We start from the raw sequence: 14,893 nt of genomic DNA on the forward strand, positions 1-14,893 counted from the left end.
TGGGACGATTAAACCGCGTTAATGTTACTCGACCGTTAAAATGAGCAAAAAATTTGTAAAAGATTCACCAAACCCTTAAAGGGTTGCATGGGTTCATTCGCGGAAAAGTTGTATTACAACGCTGTTGCGACGCCATCCATCAACGGCAGAAACCGCGCAGGCATCATGTCCTCGCGCTCAAAACGGCTTCCGATTTTCGATAAACGCGAGACAACCTGCCTGCCATCAACCGGGCCGATAGGCGCGATCATGACGCCATTGGATGAGAGCAGATCGACAAATTGGCGGGGCATGCTTTCGAAAGCCGCCCAGACAATAATCCGGTCAAACGGACCATCATGCGTCAAACCCAGTTTGCCATCCGCATGCTTGATGAAGATATTTTCCAGCTTCAAAGCCTGATGACGCTGCTGCGCCAGTTCGATCAATGTGCGGTAGCGCTCGATGGATAAAACACGCCCGGCAAGCCGGGCCATGATGGCAGCGGTGAAACCGGTACCGGTTCCGATCTCCAATACACGGTGCGTTGGCTCCAGATCGAGTGATTTGATGAGCCTCGCCTGCAGGTCGAGCCCTTCCATGAACTCACCGCATTCAATCGGCAGCATCCGGTCGCCGTAAGCGACAGTTCCAAGATTGCCCGATACAAAACCCATGCGCGGTGTGGCTTCAAAAGCTCCGATGAACCGCTGATCCGTCAATCCCAGAGACCGCATCCGCAAGACGAAAGCCGCAAACCCCTCACGTTCCGAAAGTACAGGCTTCATGCAAACGCACTTTCCAGTGTCTGAAGCATTTCATGCGCCGTTAAATCGAGTTGAAGCGGCGTGATGGAAATGTAGTTCTTGCGAATGGCAGCAACGTCGCTGTTTTCGGCAGGCTCATCTTTGCCGCGACCGTAGCGCAACCAATAATAAGCCAGTCCGCGCCCATCCTGCCGCTCTTCAATCGTCAGACCGTGGGAAAGCTTGCCTTGTGCTGTCACACGAACGCCAGCAACTTCACCGCCGCTGCAGCTCGGAAAATTCACATTGAGCAATACGCCCTTGGCCAATTGGACACCAAGCAGCTTTTTCAGCAGAGCCGGAGCCCGTTGCTCAACAATTTCCCATGGCAGGATACGTTCACCACCATTGAGATTATACTCCTGCGACAGCGCAATGGAGCCGATGCCGAGCAATGTGCCTTCGATGGCAGCAGCAATCGTGCCGGAATAGGTTACATCATCCGCCGTGTTCGAACCCGAATTCACGCCGGAAAGGATCAGGTCCGGCGGTTCCGGCATCAGATGCTTGACACCCATAATCACGCAATCCGTGGGAGTGCCGCGCACAGCAAAATGCCGGTTGTCGATTTCGCGCAAACGCAAAGGCGTCGACAGCGTCAACGAATGCGCGAGGCCACTCTGGTCGGTTTCCGGCGCAATAACCCAGACATCGTCGGAAAGCTGGCGGGCGATGCGTTCAAGAACAGCAAGACCTTCCGCATGAATACCATCATCGTTGGTCAGCAGAATGCGCATCGCCCTCTCCTATGCGGCTTTTTCGATTCGTTTCAGTCCGCCCATGTAAGGCACAAGTGCTTCAGGAACCGTTACGCTGCCATCCTCATTCTGATAATTCTCGATGACTGCAATCAGCGCGCGGCCAACCGCAGTGCCAGAACCATTGAGCGTATGAACGAAACGCGTTGATTTTTCACCTTCCGGACGATAGCGCGTGTTCATGCGCCGCGCCTGGAAATCGCCACACACCGAGCAGCTGGAGATTTCGCGATAGGCCTTCTGACCAGGCAGCCACACTTCGAGATCGTAGGTCTTCTGCGCACCAAAGCCCATATCGCCGGTGCACAGGGTCATCGTGCGGAACGGCAGATCGAGCCGCTTCAATACGGTTTCAGCACAGGCCGTCATGCGCTCGTGCTCGGCAATGGAACTCTCCGCATCCATAATGGATACAAGCTCAACCTTCATGAACTGGTGCTGGCGCAACATACCGCGCGTATCACGGCCGGCAGATCCGGCCTCCGAACGGAAACAAGCGGTCAAAGCCGTCATGCGAATGGGCAAATCACGAATATCGAGAATTTCTTCGCGCACGAGATTGGTCAGCGGAACTTCAGCGGTCGGGATCAGATAACGGCCATCAGTCGTCTTGAAGAGGTCTTCGGCAAACTTGGGCAACTGCCCGGTGCCATAAAGGACATCATCATTGACCAAAAGCGGCGGATTGACTTCCATATAGCCATGCTCTGTCGTGTGCAGGTCGATCATAAACTGACCAAGCGCACGCTCCAGGCGGGCCAACTGGCTTTTCAGAACGGTGAAGCGGCTGCCCGATAGCTTGGCGGCTCGTTCGAAATCCATATAGCCGAGGTTTTCGCCAATCTCGAAATGCTCCTTCGGTTCAAAGGAGAAGTTCTTGAGATGACCGAACCGGCGCGTCTCGACATTGCCGTTTTCATCTTTGCCGGTTGGAACGTCATTCAGCGGAACGTTGGGAAGAACCGAGAGCGCATCATTCAACGCCCGGTCAAGCTGGCGCTCTTCCTCCTCGGCGGATTGCAGGAATATCTTGATCTCAGCGACTTCGGCCTTCAGGCGGTCAGCGGTCGCCTGATCCTTGGCTCCCATCGCCTTGCCGATCTCTTTGGAGGCCGCATTGCGGCGCTCCTGAGCTTCCTGCAATTTAACAATGTGCTGACGGCGCTTTTCATCCATCTCGATCAGGCGCGATGACTGCGGCTCTACACCTCGTTTGGCCAGAGCTGCGTCAAGCGCTTGCGGATTCTCGCGGATCCATTTGATATCGAGCATGGGAATAAAGCCATCTTGCAATAATCGTTTGATTTTGGACGTGATTGTCCGGCGGAACCAGTGGTCGCGTCAGGAGGAACTATCGCTATCGCCGGACTCTGATTTAGCCTCGGCATCAGCTGCCTCACGCTTTTTCTCGATCAGACGCGCCATCCAGATGGAAATCTCGTAGAGAAGGATCGTCGGAAGCGCAAGACCGATTTGGCTGAGCGGATCTGGCGGCGTAATCACCGCAGCCACGATGAACGCGATAACAATCGCATATTTACGCTTCGAACGCAGGCCTTCATAGCCAACCAAGCCAACGCGGGCGAGCAATGTCGTCACCACAGGCAGCTGGAAAACCAGACCAAACGCAAAGATCAGCGTCATGATCAAGCTGAGATATTCCGACACTTTCGGCAATAGCGAGATTTGTACTTCGCCTGCCCCGCCGGTCTGCTGCATCGCAAGGAAGAACCACATGACCATGGGTGTGAAAAAGAAATAGACGAGCGCGCCACCCATGAGAAACAGCAGCGGCGACGCGATCAGGAACGGCAAGAAGGCCATCCGTTCATTCTTGTAGAGGCCCGGCGCGACAAATTTATAGATCTGCGAAGCAATAACCGGGAATGCCAGAACGATACCGCCAAACATGGCAATCTTGACCTGGGTGAAGAAAAACTCCTGCGGTGCGGTGTAGATCAACTGTGCCTTGGCCGGATCAAACCCAGCCCAACCGACAGCCCATTGATAAGGGATGACGAGCAAGTTGAACAATTGCTTGCCGAAGTGGAAGCAAAACAGAAACGCGACAAAAAACGCCAGCAATGCCCAGATCAGCCGGCGGCGCAACTCGATCAGATGTTCGATCAGCGGTGCTGAGCTCTTGTCAATTTCGTCTTCAGTCTTACTCAAGATTGTGTCCCCGTATCGCCAGCCTTGCCTTTAGCACGCGGCTTTGCCGTTCTTTTTGCTGGTGATGGTGCTGCGGCAGCGACCTGCACCGGCTTTGGCGCCACTTTGGCAGCGACCTTGGCCGGCGCTGCTTTTGCCGCAGGTTTGGCGGCAACGGCTTTGGCGGCGGCGGTTTTTTTGGCTGCAGTCGCTGGCACCACTTTTTCAGCAGCAACAGGTTTCGGCTTGGCGGATCGGCTTGCCTTTTTCGGCGTCGCCGCAGTCATAAGCGGCGCGACAGGCTCCATGGCCTGCGGCTGCAATTGCGTGGCGCCCGGAGCAGAGGGATCTGGAACAGCAAGATTGTCCTTAGCCGCAGTGCCTGCATCTTTCAGCGTGGAGCGAATTTCTTCACCGATCGTGCGGACCGGATCAAATACCTTGCGAATGTCATTGCGCGGGTCGAGGCTCTTGGCATCGTTGATAATATCGCGCACATCATCGAGTTCAGCCTCTTTGAGGGCCTCATCGAACTGCTTGCGGAATTCACCTGCCGTAGCACGGAACTTGGCAGTTGCCTTGCCAAACGCACGCAGCATTTTCGGCAAATCCTTTGGCCCGACTACCACGATCAATACGATCACGATCACCAGGATTTCCGACCAACCCACTTCAAACATTCATCATGCTCCAGCCACAACGCAGCACTGACGCCGCGTGCAGGACAAGGCTATTGCCTGCCATTTAAGACTTTGTCGTCTTTTCCTTGACTGAATTCACCGGCTGATTTGGCTGATTATCAATCGTCTTGGAATTGTCGGCTGTATCATCATCACTCATGCCGCTCTTGAAATTCTTGATACCCTTGGCAACGTCGCCCATCAATTCAGGAATCTTGCCGCGACCAAAAACCAAAAGCACGATCGCCAGAACGATCAACCAGTGCCAAATTGAAAAACTACCCATTTTACCCTCGCATTCGCTCAACAGTCTGAGCTCATCTATGCCTTTTCCCCGTGCTTTTCAAACACAAGTGCATAATCTTGTTTCACATTCGTGTAAGCGTGGTGCAAGCCCGAATTGAATTACCGCTAACAAATTCTGCAAATTGGTATATTTGCGCCACCATGGCGCAGAAATGTGGCAAATAAAAATTCAGTCGTTTTCTACACGCGGCGTTAAAAGCCCCAATTCTTCAAGATCAATATCTGTCAGCGGATCCTCATCCTCTGTCAACTCATCCGGATCATTGACAGGAACAGGAATAGCGAAATTCGCAGGCATGCGCGCTGATAAAAGTCCTGCCCCGCGCAACTCGTCGATACCCGGCAGATCACGTACTTCCTGCAAACCAAAATGATCAAGAAATGAGGAGGTTGTGCCATAGGTAATGGGCCGGCCGGGTGTGCGGCGGCGGCCGCGGAACTTGATCCAGCCGGTTTCCATCAGAACATCCAATGTTCCCTTTGATGTCTCGACCCCGCGAATATCTTCCAGTTCCGCGCGGGTAACCGGTTGATGATAGGCAATGACCGCAAGAACTTCGAGGGCAGCACGCGACAGCTTTTTCTGCTGGACGGCTTCCCTGTTCATCAGGAATGCGAGATCGGCAGCGGTCCGGAAAGCCCAGGCACCACCAACCTGCAAAAGATTGATGCCACGCTTGGAGTAGGTTGATTGAAGTTCGCCCAGAAGTGCCGGAACATCGATCCCGGATGGCAAACGCTCTTCCAGTGCCCGCACCGTAACTGGCTCCGCCGAGGCAAAAAGGATGGCTTCTGCCATGCGCAATGCATCGGAAACAGAAATCGTCGATTTCCATTCAGCCTCGCGGGCATCACTTTCATCGTTATCAGGCCGCAAATGCAGTGAATTCGTTTCAGCCATTGACCACGTCCCTCATTGTTGTGAGCGGTGGTTGTCCCGTTTTTTCTGCAGGTCGTGGCGCGCGGTCACGCAGGAAAATCGGCTTGAATGCGCCAGTCTGCTGAATTTCCATATGGCCTTCGCGAACCATTTCAAGACTTGCAGCAAAGGAACTCGCAAGCACGGTGGCGCGCTCGTTTGGCGAAGCAATGAACTCGAGCAGATACTGGTCGAGCGCCGTCCAGTCTTTCATTTCGCCGATGAGCCGCATCAGGATGGTTCGGGCGTCTTTCAGCGACCAGACACTGCGACGGGCAATCTGCACATGCGACGTCGCCTGCTTTTGGCGCTGCGATGCGTAGGCGGTCAGCAACTCATAAAGCGTGGCAGAGTAAATGTTGGTCTGATCGACGATCACCGCCTCGGGCATGCCGCGCGCAAAAACATCGCGCCCGAGCCGGTTGCGATTGACGAGCTTGGTCGCCGCTTCGCGCATGGCCTCCAGCCGCTTCAGACGAAACTGCAGCGTTGCCGCCAGCTCTTCGCCACTCTCGCCTTCATCACCCGGCGCTTTGGGGATCAGCAGCTTGGACTTCAGATAGGTCAGCCACGCCGCCATGACGAGATAATCGGCAGCAAGTTCGAGCCGTAGTGCCTGTGCCTGACGAATGAAGACGAGATATTGTTCAACAAGGGCAAGCACGGAAATCCGCGCCAGATCGACCCGCTGATTGCGCGCAAGATGCAGAAGCAGATCCAGCGGGCCTTCAAAGCCCTTGATATCAATCAGCAGCGACGGCTCACTGACGCCACGATCAGACGCGCTTTCCCACAGCGCTTCCATGGGCGCTGCGTTCTTGCCATTGCTTTTCTGTTCCGTCGCCGTCAAATCGCTCTCGTTTCTATGCCACCGCCTCAAAAAAGCGCTGGAATTCTTCCCGGATTTCCGCCTCGTTTGAAGCATCGGGTTTCTTTGCGTACTTTATCGCCCGCTGCGCCCGCTCCAGAGCCTTACCGCCGAGTTCGGGTGTGCATGAGGCCACCGCTGTCATTTGTTCCATAATGCCGTGACAATGAAGCACGATATCGAGACCCGCGGCAAAGATTGCTTTGGTTCGATCAAAATAATCCCCAGAAAGTGCGTTCATCGAGACATCATCGCTCATCAAAAGCCCGTCAAAGCCAATATGGTCACGAATAATCTCTTCCACCACCTTGCCTGAGGTCGTAGCGGGGTTCTTGGGGTCCACCGCCGAAAAAATAACGTGGGCGCTCATTGCCATCGGCAAATGTGCCAGCGCCCGGAACGGGGCGAAATCGTGCTCCTCCAGCTCCTCAAGCCGGGTTGTGACTGTCGGCAACTCATGGTGTGTATCGGCAAATGCACGTCCATGACCGGGGATATGCTTCATCACAGGCAGCATTCCACCGGCCAGAAGTCCCTCGGCGGCCGCCCGGCCCATTGCCGTTACAATTTCCGGATGATTGCCATAGGCGCGGCTGCCGATAACCTCATTGGCACCTTCGACAGGGACGTCGAGAACCGGCAGGCAATCCACGTTGATGCCCAGTTTTAACAGGTCAAATGCGTGAAGACGCGACAATAACCAGGCAGCACGCAATCCTGCTTCTTCGTCTTCCCGGAATAAAGCGCCCAATGCAGAACCGGCTGGATAATTCGGTACCAATGGCGGGCGCAGGCGCTGGACGCGGCCACCCTCTTGATCGATCAGAACAGGAGCCTCTTCACGCCGCACGAGATCACGCAAATGCGCCGTCAGATCTTCGATCTGTGCCGCCTCGCTGATATTGCGGGCAAACAATATAAAACCCCACGGCCGTTCATCGCGAAAGAACGCGATTTCGTCAGGTGTCAGTTTCAAACCGGACGTACCGGCGATCCATGCTTTTGATTCGCTCATATCAAGAGTCTACTTCGTTGATGCAAAAAAGGAAAAGGTGGCCAATGGCCGCCTTTCCATCATTCATGGCTGCAGGATTATTGCGTTACGAAGCAACTGCCGCCAGCGGACTTGTACTTGGTGCAAAGATTGACCGCATCATCCTTGGAGCCGGCCGGAATGCGAACCCGGTAGAAGGTCCCTTTACCGGCAATATCAGCCTGTTTGATATCAACGCCCCGACCACCGATAACACCTGAATGTTTCTGCGACAGGGATGCGTAAGTCTTCTGCGCGCCCTCGACAGTCGGCTGTGAAGCGATCTGGATCAGGTAGCTGCCTGGAGCCGCAACCGAAGCAACCTGCTGTCCGGCAGCAGCAGCCTTCTGTGGTGGAACACGATCCACTACATTCAAAGGCTGTTCACCCGGGCGGGAGTCGACGATTGGAACATTCTTTGGCGAAACCGATGCAACAGTCTCAGGTGTGATCTTCTTGGTCTCAACCGGCTTGGCTGGCAATTTGCCCGCAGCCGCCTGAGGCTTGGGAGCGAACAATGGTTCAACCGTCGGTGCCGGCTTTACCTGCGCAGCAGGATTGCTGGCTGCGGCGAGCGAGCCAATCTGGTCGTTACCGGCTGGAAGCGGGTTGGCATTAGCCTGGACCTGCGCAGGAGCCGGGCGCGTTACCGGCGCAGCTGCTGGGCCGGAACTAACCGGATCTGGTGTCTGCTGGATTGCTGCAACCATTGTCCCATCAGGCTTCACAACCATGGTTTGAACCTTGCGCGGGGCAATGGCACTGTTGGGCTGGGCCTGCTGGTCGTTGGCAGCCACATTTGCACTGGCAGGATCAACCCGCTCTTCAGCCTTTGCGCCTGATACGTCCTCGTCTTCATCGGCAGCAAGATCAACCGGATCTTCCTTCGTTGTCACGAGTTGCTGCTGTTTGGGTGCAGACGTATCGGCGGTCGCTCCCTTCTCATAAACCATCTTGTCTTGAGCGGGAACGATCGTGTTTGCCGTTGTTTCAGGCTGAACCTTGATCGGCGCCTTGTCTGCCATGATCACGACAGGCGTGCCACTGGAACCGCTGGTCCACTTGTAGGCGACTGCACCCGTAACCGCGACGAGAACAGCTGCAGCAACGGCGCCGGGCACCAGGAAACTGCGCTTGCGGGCTGCAGGTTTTGCATAGGCCGGTGCCGCCATGCCGACATCATCGCGCTTTGGGTCGTAGCCGAAATCCATGTCGTCTTCGGGGCCATTGCTATAATTGCTGGCAATGGGTTTAGCCTGATGCGAACCGGCAGACGCAATTCCGGCAGCGGCAACGGCCGCAACACCTGCTCCAGCAGCATAGCTGGCAGGACTATACCGGCCCTGCTCTGCCTCGTTGCCAAAAACATCAGCAAAAATATCTGCATACTCATCCTTGGCTGGCGCCGCAGACTGAGGTTCTTCCTGCACAGCCGTATGACCGCCTCTTTGATCTTCAGCTTCAATAGAGCCAAAAACTTCCGCGAACTCAGTTTCGAGTTCACCCAAACCATTGTGCTGAGGAACATCATCCTCGTAATGCACTTCCGGCAAATCAAGAGATTCGGTGTATTCGACGCGATTTTCAGTCACTGCCATCGTGTGAACATCCGGCGCTGACGCAATTGTGGAAGCGGCGCGGTCAAGCTCATCAGCATAATCGCTCAAGTCCTGCGGATCAGGCAGATGATGAACGTCGTCAGCGACAGCCGCGATGGGAGCAGCAATTTCGCTCTGGACAGGCGCATATGAATGAACCGGACTCTGATAACGCGGCAGCTCGGCTTCCATTGAAGCCACAGGCGCGTGATCTTCCTCGTCCAAAGGCACTTCGAAATCATCGAATGCTGCCATCAACTCTTCAGCATCGAAATCGTCGAGTGGCTCGCTCTGCGCCTGAGAAATTTCCGGTGCCTGAACGGCTTCCTGTACCTGGACTGGCTCAGGAATAACCTGAGTTTCAATCTGGGCCGGCTGGTAAGCCGCAGGCTGCGGTACGTAAGCAGGCTGGGTGACGGGCTGCTGATAGGATGTTGCGCGGCTGATAATCGGAGCAGGTTCAGTCCGGCCCACAACCGGCGCCTGCGAGCCATAACCCCAAGAGGCATTGGCTGAACGCTGAACAACCGGCGCTGCAGATCCCGCAAGCAAGGTTTCAAGTTCATCTTCAAGGCTCAGCGAAGGCGCTGCAACAATTGCGCGCTCCGGCTGAACATTCTCTTCGCTATATAGGGCAGCAGGTTCCACGCGAGGTGCCGCGACTGGTTCAGGAGCGGCTGCCACTGGCTCACTGGCCATGAATCCCTCGCCTGCTTCGCCATCGACATAAGCCGTTTCCGGCTCATAATCTGCGTAGTCAGGTTCTTCATAGATCGCGATAGGCTCGGAAATCACTTCTCGTGCCGGCTCGGCGGCAGGATGGGAATGAGATGGCTCTTCATTCGACATCAATTCGCGCTCAACCGCGTCCTGCAGATCGAAGTTTGCGAACGGGTCCTGTTCCACAGCATCACTGTGATCGTGCGCAGCCTGCACTGGATTTGCAGGAGTCTGAGGGCTTTCTTCAAAGTCCCCCATAAGCTCCCGTTCCAGATCCAGAGCAAAATCTTCGCTGGATCCGGTTGCTGATTTTTCCTCTTCTATCGGCTCTCCCATAATACGGGAAAGCTCCATCAAAGGATCGTCATTACCGAATCGCGAATCATCCTGCCGGTGAGAACGCTGAAGATAGTTGTCCGCCATGGCGTTAATCCTGTACTCTCAACTATGGACGTCAAAAGACGTCACGCATTGGCCATACCAGCGCAATGTGGGCAAAAGTTGACAGGATTTCTACGCTTTTCAGCGCATTTCGGTCGGGGCATCCGCACCAATGATAGACAATCCGGACGCCAAAACCTTCGAAACAACCTGAACCAGCCCTAGCCTGGCTTGAGACAAGTTTGGATCGTTAACCTTAATAAAACGTAAGTCCGCGTTTTCGGTTCCTTTATTCCATTGCGCATGCAGTGAACTGGCAAGGTCATAAAGGTAGAAAGCGAGGCGGTGCGGCTCCTGATGAACTGCCGCTGTTTCAATCAAACGCGGGTATTCCGCAAGCTTGCGAATGAGCGCAATTTCGCTTTCATCGGTCAGCAAATCGAAATGTGCGGCACTTGCCGCCAATGATTCTTCACCGATTCCCAGCTGCTCGATGGCCTGCCGGAACACCGAATGGCACCGCGCAGACGCGTATTGAACGTAGAAGACCGGATTGTCCTTGGAATGTTCTGTCACCTTGGCAAAGTCGAAATCCAGCGGTGCATCATTCTTCCGGTACAACATCATGAACCGGACGGGATCGCGTCCTACCTCTTCCACGACATCACGCAAGGTCACAAACTCGCCCGAACGCTTTGACATCCGCACCGGCTCGCCATTGCGATAGAGCTTGACCAGCTGGCAGATTAGAACGGTAAGCTTGGCTGTACCGCCGGAAACGGCACGGGCAAGCGACTCCAGACGCTTGACGTAACCGCCATGGTCGGCGCCAAGCACATAGATCATTTCGTCGAAATGCCGGTCGTACTTGTCCTTGAAGTAAGCAACGTCAGCGGCGAAATAGGTGAACTGCCCATCGGACTTTACCAGCGGCCGGTCAATATCATCGCCGACATCGGTTGAACGAAACAAAGTCTGTTCCCGGTCTTCCCAATCTTCAGGCACTTGGCCTTTGGGTGGCGGCAACTTGCCTTTGTAAACATGGCCCTTGAGCGTCAAATCATTGATGGCTGAACGAATCTGCTTCGCATTGTCCGCATGCAGGGTCCGTTCGGAAAAAAACACATCGTGATGCACGTTGAGCGACGCAAGATCCTCCCGGATCATGACCATCATGGCAGCGATGGTGCGGTCTTTGACGATATCCAGCATTTCTTCTTCCGGCATGGCCAGAAGTTTCGTGCCATAATCAGCCGCAAGCGCCTGCCCGACCGGAACGAGATAATCGCCGGGATAAAGTCCTGCCGGAATCTCGCCGATATGTTCGCCAAGCGCTTCGCGGTAACGCAGCACGACGGAATTTGCGAGCACATCGATCTGCGCACCGGCATCGTTGATGTAATATTCTTTGGTAACGTCATAACCAGCAAAGGACAGGAGGTTGGCCAGAGCATCGCCTACGACCGCGCCCCGGCAATGTCCGACATGCATTGGTCCGGTTGGGTTGGCCGATACAAACTCAACATTTACCCGATGACCGTAGCCAAGCTTTGACCGGCCATAATCAAGGCCAGCAGCCAGCATTCCGGCAAGCTGCCGATGCCAATAGGTATCTTTCAAACGAAGATTGATAAAACCTGGGCCAGCGACGTCAACAGAGCCAACATCGGGGTCATTTTTCAGGGCTTCACTGATCCGGATCGCCAGTTCGCGCGGATTTTGACCAACGGCTTTGGACAAAACCATGGCCGCATTGGTGGCAATATCGCCATGACTGGGATCGCGCGGAGGTTCCACTCCAACTCGGGAAAGGTCCACATCAGCGCCTTCAATGGTCTTTAATTCAAGCGCTTGCAGGGCTTTTTTAATCCGCGCGTCGAAATCGGCGAAGATGTTCATGACGTTATACTCGATCGGGTTTTTCAAATTGATGCGGTCCATTGACCGCGATTGGCCCCTCGCTTAAGCCAATTCGGGCGTGTGGTCAAACAATCGGCGATGCTCACGCACAGCATAGGTGTCTGTCATGCCAGCCAGAAAGTCGGCGACAAGCCGAGCTTGAGCAACCAGATCATCCTGCTTTGGCCCGTCCCGCCAGCCCTCCGGCATTGTCTGTTCATCAGCGAGATAAGCGTCAAACAAATCTCTCACGATTTTGTCAGCGGATTTTCTGATCCGGACAACGCTCTCGTGAAAATACAAATTCTTGTAAAGAAAGTTCTTGAGCAACTTTTCCTTGCCACGCATGGCGTCGGAAAAACCAACGATGGTGCGGCCGGCACCGTGAATATCGCCAACGGATTGGGGCTTGAGACTGTCCAGATTGGCTTGTGCGGTGCAGATGACATCTTCGACCATGATGGTAATCTGCCGCCGCACGATTTCGTGGGCGGTGCGCACGTCGTCCAAAACAGGATACTTTTCTCTTACCGCACGCAGGATGTCACCCGTAACCGGAACTTCTTCGAGGGCGTCCAGGGAAAGAAGGCCTGACCGAAGCCCGTCGTCAATATCGTGAGCATTGTAGGCAATATCGTCAGCGATGGCTGCGCATTGCGCTTCAAGCGAGGCAAAGCTCCCCAGCTCAAGATCATACTGGCTGTTATACTCAAGAATAGCCGCCGGTACCGGATGCTTCAATCCTTCCCCGTTCGGACCAGTCAAAGGTCCGTTGTGCTTCACCAAACCTTCGAGCGTCTCCCACGTCAAATTGAGTCCATCGAACTCCGCATAGCGTTTCTCAAGGCTGGTAACGATGCGCAATGACTGCGCATTATGATCGAAGCCGCCAAAGCCCTGCATCTTTTCGTTGAGCGCATCTTCGCCTGTGTGGCCGAACGGGGTGTGGCCAAAATCATGGACCAGCGCAATTGCTTCAGCCAGATCCTCGTCCAGTCGCATCGACCGGGCCAGAGCACGCGCGATCTGTGCAACCTCGATCGTGTGGGTCAGGCGGGTGCGATAGTGATCGCCCTCATGGGCAATAAACACCTGTGTCTTGTGTTTCAGGCGGCGGAAAGCCGTGGAATGAATGATGCGGTCGCGGTCGCGCTGAAAGACTGTGCGCGTCGGGCTTTCATTTTCCGGGACAAGCCGCCCCCGGCTGCTTTGCGGATCACAGGCATAGGATGCCCTCTCCCTGTAACCGAAGCCAATACCGTGCATCGACATAATAGATTTAAGTGCCTTCCCGTTTTACAACCAGCGATGTCGTTGACTTCGTGGTCGCCAATTCTTAGCTATGGTGTATGATGAATGGCAAGGTGTGACATGACAATGTCAATTCATGCCGCAGCGCTGCGGATTAATCCGCATTTGGAGCGTGAATAATGAGCGAAGCAATGAATGTTTCTGTATCCGATGCTGCAGCAAAGCGCATATCGGCTATTTTGAAGTCTGATCCAGATAAAACGGCTCTGCGTATTTCTGTCGAAGGTGGTGGTTGTTCGGGCTTTTCCTATAAATATGATCTCGTCGATGCGCAGGATGCCGATGACATCGTGATTGAAAAACTCGGCGCCAAGGTGCTGATCGATTCCATTTCCCTGCCCTATATCGGCGGTTCGGAAATTGATTTTGTCGATGATCTGATGGGCCAGTCATTTCAAATTCGCAATCCCAACGCGACATCGTCCTGCGGCTGCGGTACCAGTTTCTCCGTTTGATCGAGCGGCATTTGCCAGTTGTAAAAGCCGTCTCACGACGGCTTTTTGCATTTTGGGATAAGCGTCTGCAATAAAGCCAGCAATCGCGTGTCATGAACGTGTGCAGACCTGATCACAAATACCTGCAACAGCTTGACCGCTTGGCTGCCAAACCGGTAACCTTCCAACCACGGTCGAGAACAGCTGTTGCCGACTTCCATGCAATCGAAAATCAGCAAAGTCATTGTTTCCCATGAAAATTGTCACCTGGAATATCAATGGCGTGAAAGCGCGGATCGAAGTCCTCATTGCCTGGTTGCAGGAGTCAAATCCGGATATTGTCTGCCTGCAGGAAATCAAGTCTGTTGACGAGCAGTTTCCCCGGGCTGAACTGGAAGCGCTCGGCTATCACGTCGAAACCCACGGTCAAAAAGGTTTTAACGGCGTCGCCATTCTCTCCAAAAAACGCCTGACGAAGTCACACGCGGGCTTCCCGGCGACGACGCAGACGAACAGTCACGTTTCATCGAAGCAGTCTTTTCGACGGAATCCGGCGCTATTCGTGTGGTTTCGCTCTATCTGCCCAATGGCAATCCAATCGACACGGAAAAATTCCCTTACAAGCTGCGCTGGATGGAACGGCTGGAGCGCTGGGCTGAAAGCCGGCTTGCTCTGGAAGAACCGCTGGTCCTTGCCGGAGATTACAACGTCATTGCCGAGCCGAAAGATGCCAAACACCCGGAAGCATGGGTGAATGACGCCCTGTTCCAGCCGGAAACGCGTCAGGCTTTCCGTCGGCTGGAAAACCTGGGTTTTACAGATGCGATCCGCTCAGTCGCGGATGAAGCCGGCATATACACGTTCTGGGATTATCAGGCAGGCGCATGGCAGAAGAACAATGGCATTCACATTGATCACCTGATGCTGTCCCCCGAAGCCGCCAACAGGCTCGAGTCAGCCAGCATCGAAAAACACGTGCGCGCGTGGGAAAAGCCATCGGACCATGTGCCGGTGGCCATATCCATTATCTAGCTATTCAATTGTAAAAGC

General features: G+C 54.5%; 13 protein-coding genes and 1 pseudogene. 2 read left to right on the forward strand and 12 right to left on the reverse strand.

What is annotated here, in order from left to right; all coding sequences use genetic code 11:
* Positions 1-113: 113 nt before the first annotated feature.
* The 12 genes from HB779_RS15635 to HB779_RS15690 all read right to left on the reverse strand — a co-directional run bounded on the left by HB779_RS15635 (position 114) and on the right by HB779_RS15690 (position 13,370).
* A complete protein-coding gene (locus HB779_RS15635; RefSeq protein ID WP_188343223.1) occupies positions 114-767 on the reverse strand; it encodes a protein-L-isoaspartate(D-aspartate) O-methyltransferase in 654 nt (217 codons plus the stop codon).
* Positions 764-1,522, reverse strand: coding sequence for a 5'/3'-nucleotidase SurE (gene surE / locus HB779_RS15640; protein WP_188343224.1), 759 nt, complete (start codon positions 1,520-1,522; stop codon positions 764-766). Before surE ends, HB779_RS15635 begins: the two co-directional genes overlap by 4 nt.
* 9 nt (positions 1,523-1,531) lie before the next feature.
* The gene (serS, locus tag HB779_RS15645; RefSeq protein WP_188343225.1) at positions 1,532-2,815 is read right to left on the reverse strand and encodes a serine--tRNA ligase; all 1,284 of its coding nucleotides are present in this window, start codon (positions 2,813-2,815) and stop codon (positions 1,532-1,534) included.
* 69 nt (positions 2,816-2,884) lie between these two features.
* Positions 2,885-3,715: a twin-arginine translocase subunit TatC gene (tatC, locus tag HB779_RS15650; RefSeq protein ID WP_188343226.1), complete on the reverse strand. Its 831-nt coding sequence runs from the start codon at positions 3,713-3,715 to the stop codon at positions 2,885-2,887.
* Positions 3,712-4,374: a Sec-independent protein translocase protein TatB gene (gene tatB / locus HB779_RS15655; protein ID WP_188343227.1), complete on the reverse strand. Its 663-nt coding sequence runs from the start codon at positions 4,372-4,374 to the stop codon at positions 3,712-3,714. Before tatB ends, tatC begins: the two co-directional genes overlap by 4 nt.
* Positions 4,375-4,438: 64 nt before the next feature.
* Positions 4,439-4,660 (reverse strand): twin-arginine translocase TatA/TatE family subunit, encoded by a 222-nt coding sequence (locus HB779_RS15660; protein WP_188343228.1) that lies wholly within the window; start codon positions 4,658-4,660, stop codon positions 4,439-4,441.
* A 189-nt stretch (positions 4,661-4,849) separates the two neighbouring features.
* Positions 4,850-5,581 (reverse strand): SMC-Scp complex subunit ScpB, encoded by a 732-nt coding sequence (gene scpB, locus HB779_RS15665; protein ID WP_188343229.1) that lies wholly within the window; start codon positions 5,579-5,581, stop codon positions 4,850-4,852.
* Positions 5,574-6,404 carry a ScpA family protein gene (locus tag HB779_RS15670; protein WP_188345956.1) on the reverse strand — a complete coding sequence of 277 codons (831 nt, stop codon included), beginning with the start codon at positions 6,402-6,404 and terminating at the stop codon, positions 5,574-5,576. The genes scpB and HB779_RS15670 overlap by 8 nt, the downstream gene beginning before the upstream one ends.
* Positions 6,405-6,462: 58 nt before the next feature.
* Positions 6,463-7,482: a beta-N-acetylhexosaminidase gene (gene nagZ / locus HB779_RS15675; protein ID WP_188343230.1), complete on the reverse strand. Its 1,020-nt coding sequence runs from the start codon at positions 7,480-7,482 to the stop codon at positions 6,463-6,465.
* Positions 7,483-7,559: 77 nt separating this feature from the next.
* Complete coding sequence (locus HB779_RS15680) at positions 7,560-10,241, reverse strand: SPOR domain-containing protein (RefSeq protein ID WP_188343231.1); 2,682 nt, start codon at positions 10,239-10,241, stop codon at positions 7,560-7,562.
* 99 nt (positions 10,242-10,340) lie between these two features.
* Positions 10,341-12,098: an arginine--tRNA ligase gene (gene argS / locus HB779_RS15685; protein ID WP_188345957.1), complete on the reverse strand. Its 1,758-nt coding sequence runs from the start codon at positions 12,096-12,098 to the stop codon at positions 10,341-10,343.
* 63 nt (positions 12,099-12,161) lie between these two features.
* A complete protein-coding gene (locus tag HB779_RS15690; RefSeq protein ID WP_188343232.1) occupies positions 12,162-13,370 on the reverse strand; it encodes a deoxyguanosinetriphosphate triphosphohydrolase in 1,209 nt (402 codons plus the stop codon).
* A gap of 158 nt (positions 13,371-13,528) precedes the next feature.
* Between HB779_RS15690 and erpA the strand changes: the two genes are divergently transcribed.
* Complete coding sequence (gene erpA, locus HB779_RS15695) at positions 13,529-13,864, forward strand: iron-sulfur cluster insertion protein ErpA (RefSeq protein ID WP_188343233.1); 336 nt, start codon at positions 13,529-13,531, stop codon at positions 13,862-13,864.
* Between the two features lie 232 nt (positions 13,865-14,096).
* A pseudogene (gene xth, locus HB779_RS15700) lies at positions 14,097-14,875 on the forward strand (exodeoxyribonuclease III).
* Positions 14,876-14,893 lie beyond the last annotated feature (18 nt).

It is taken from the genome of Phyllobacterium sp. 628, from assembly GCF_014189505.1.
Classification (GTDB): Bacteria; Pseudomonadota; Alphaproteobacteria; order Rhizobiales; family Rhizobiaceae; genus Phyllobacterium.

What these genes read in the sequence shown, in the direction of transcription:
- scpB (WP_188343229.1), bottom strand. Translation starts at nt 5,581, where the DNA reads ATGGCTGAAACGAATTCACTGCATTTGCGGCCTGATAACGATGAAAGT.
- argS (WP_188345957.1), bottom strand. Translation starts at nt 12,098, where the DNA reads ATGAACATCTTCGCCGATTTCGACGCGCGGATTAAAAAAGCCCTGCAA.
- nagZ (WP_188343230.1), bottom strand. Translation starts at nt 7,482, where the DNA reads ATGAGCGAATCAAAAGCATGGATCGCCGGTACGTCCGGTTTGAAACTG.
- HB779_RS15690 (WP_188343232.1), bottom strand. Translation starts at nt 13,370, where the DNA reads ATGTCGATGCACGGTATTGGCTTCGGTTACAGGGAGAGGGCATCCTAT.
- erpA (WP_188343233.1), top strand. Translation starts at nt 13,529, where the DNA reads ATGAGCGAAGCAATGAATGTTTCTGTATCCGATGCTGCAGCAAAGCGC.
- surE (WP_188343224.1), bottom strand. Translation starts at nt 1,522, where the DNA reads ATGCGCATTCTGCTGACCAACGATGATGGTATTCATGCGGAAGGTCTT.
- serS (WP_188343225.1), bottom strand. Translation starts at nt 2,815, where the DNA reads ATGCTCGATATCAAATGGATCCGCGAGAATCCGCAAGCGCTTGACGCA.
- HB779_RS15635 (WP_188343223.1), bottom strand. Translation starts at nt 767, where the DNA reads ATGAAGCCTGTACTTTCGGAACGTGAGGGGTTTGCGGCTTTCGTCTTG.
- HB779_RS15680 (WP_188343231.1), bottom strand. Translation starts at nt 10,241, where the DNA reads ATGGCGGACAACTATCTTCAGCGTTCTCACCGGCAGGATGATTCGCGA.
- HB779_RS15660 (WP_188343228.1), bottom strand. Translation starts at nt 4,660, where the DNA reads ATGGGTAGTTTTTCAATTTGGCACTGGTTGATCGTTCTGGCGATCGTG.
- tatB (WP_188343227.1), bottom strand. Translation starts at nt 4,374, where the DNA reads ATGTTTGAAGTGGGTTGGTCGGAAATCCTGGTGATCGTGATCGTATTG.
- HB779_RS15670 (WP_188345956.1), bottom strand. Translation starts at nt 6,404, where the DNA reads ATGGAAGCGCTGTGGGAAAGCGCGTCTGATCGTGGCGTCAGTGAGCCG.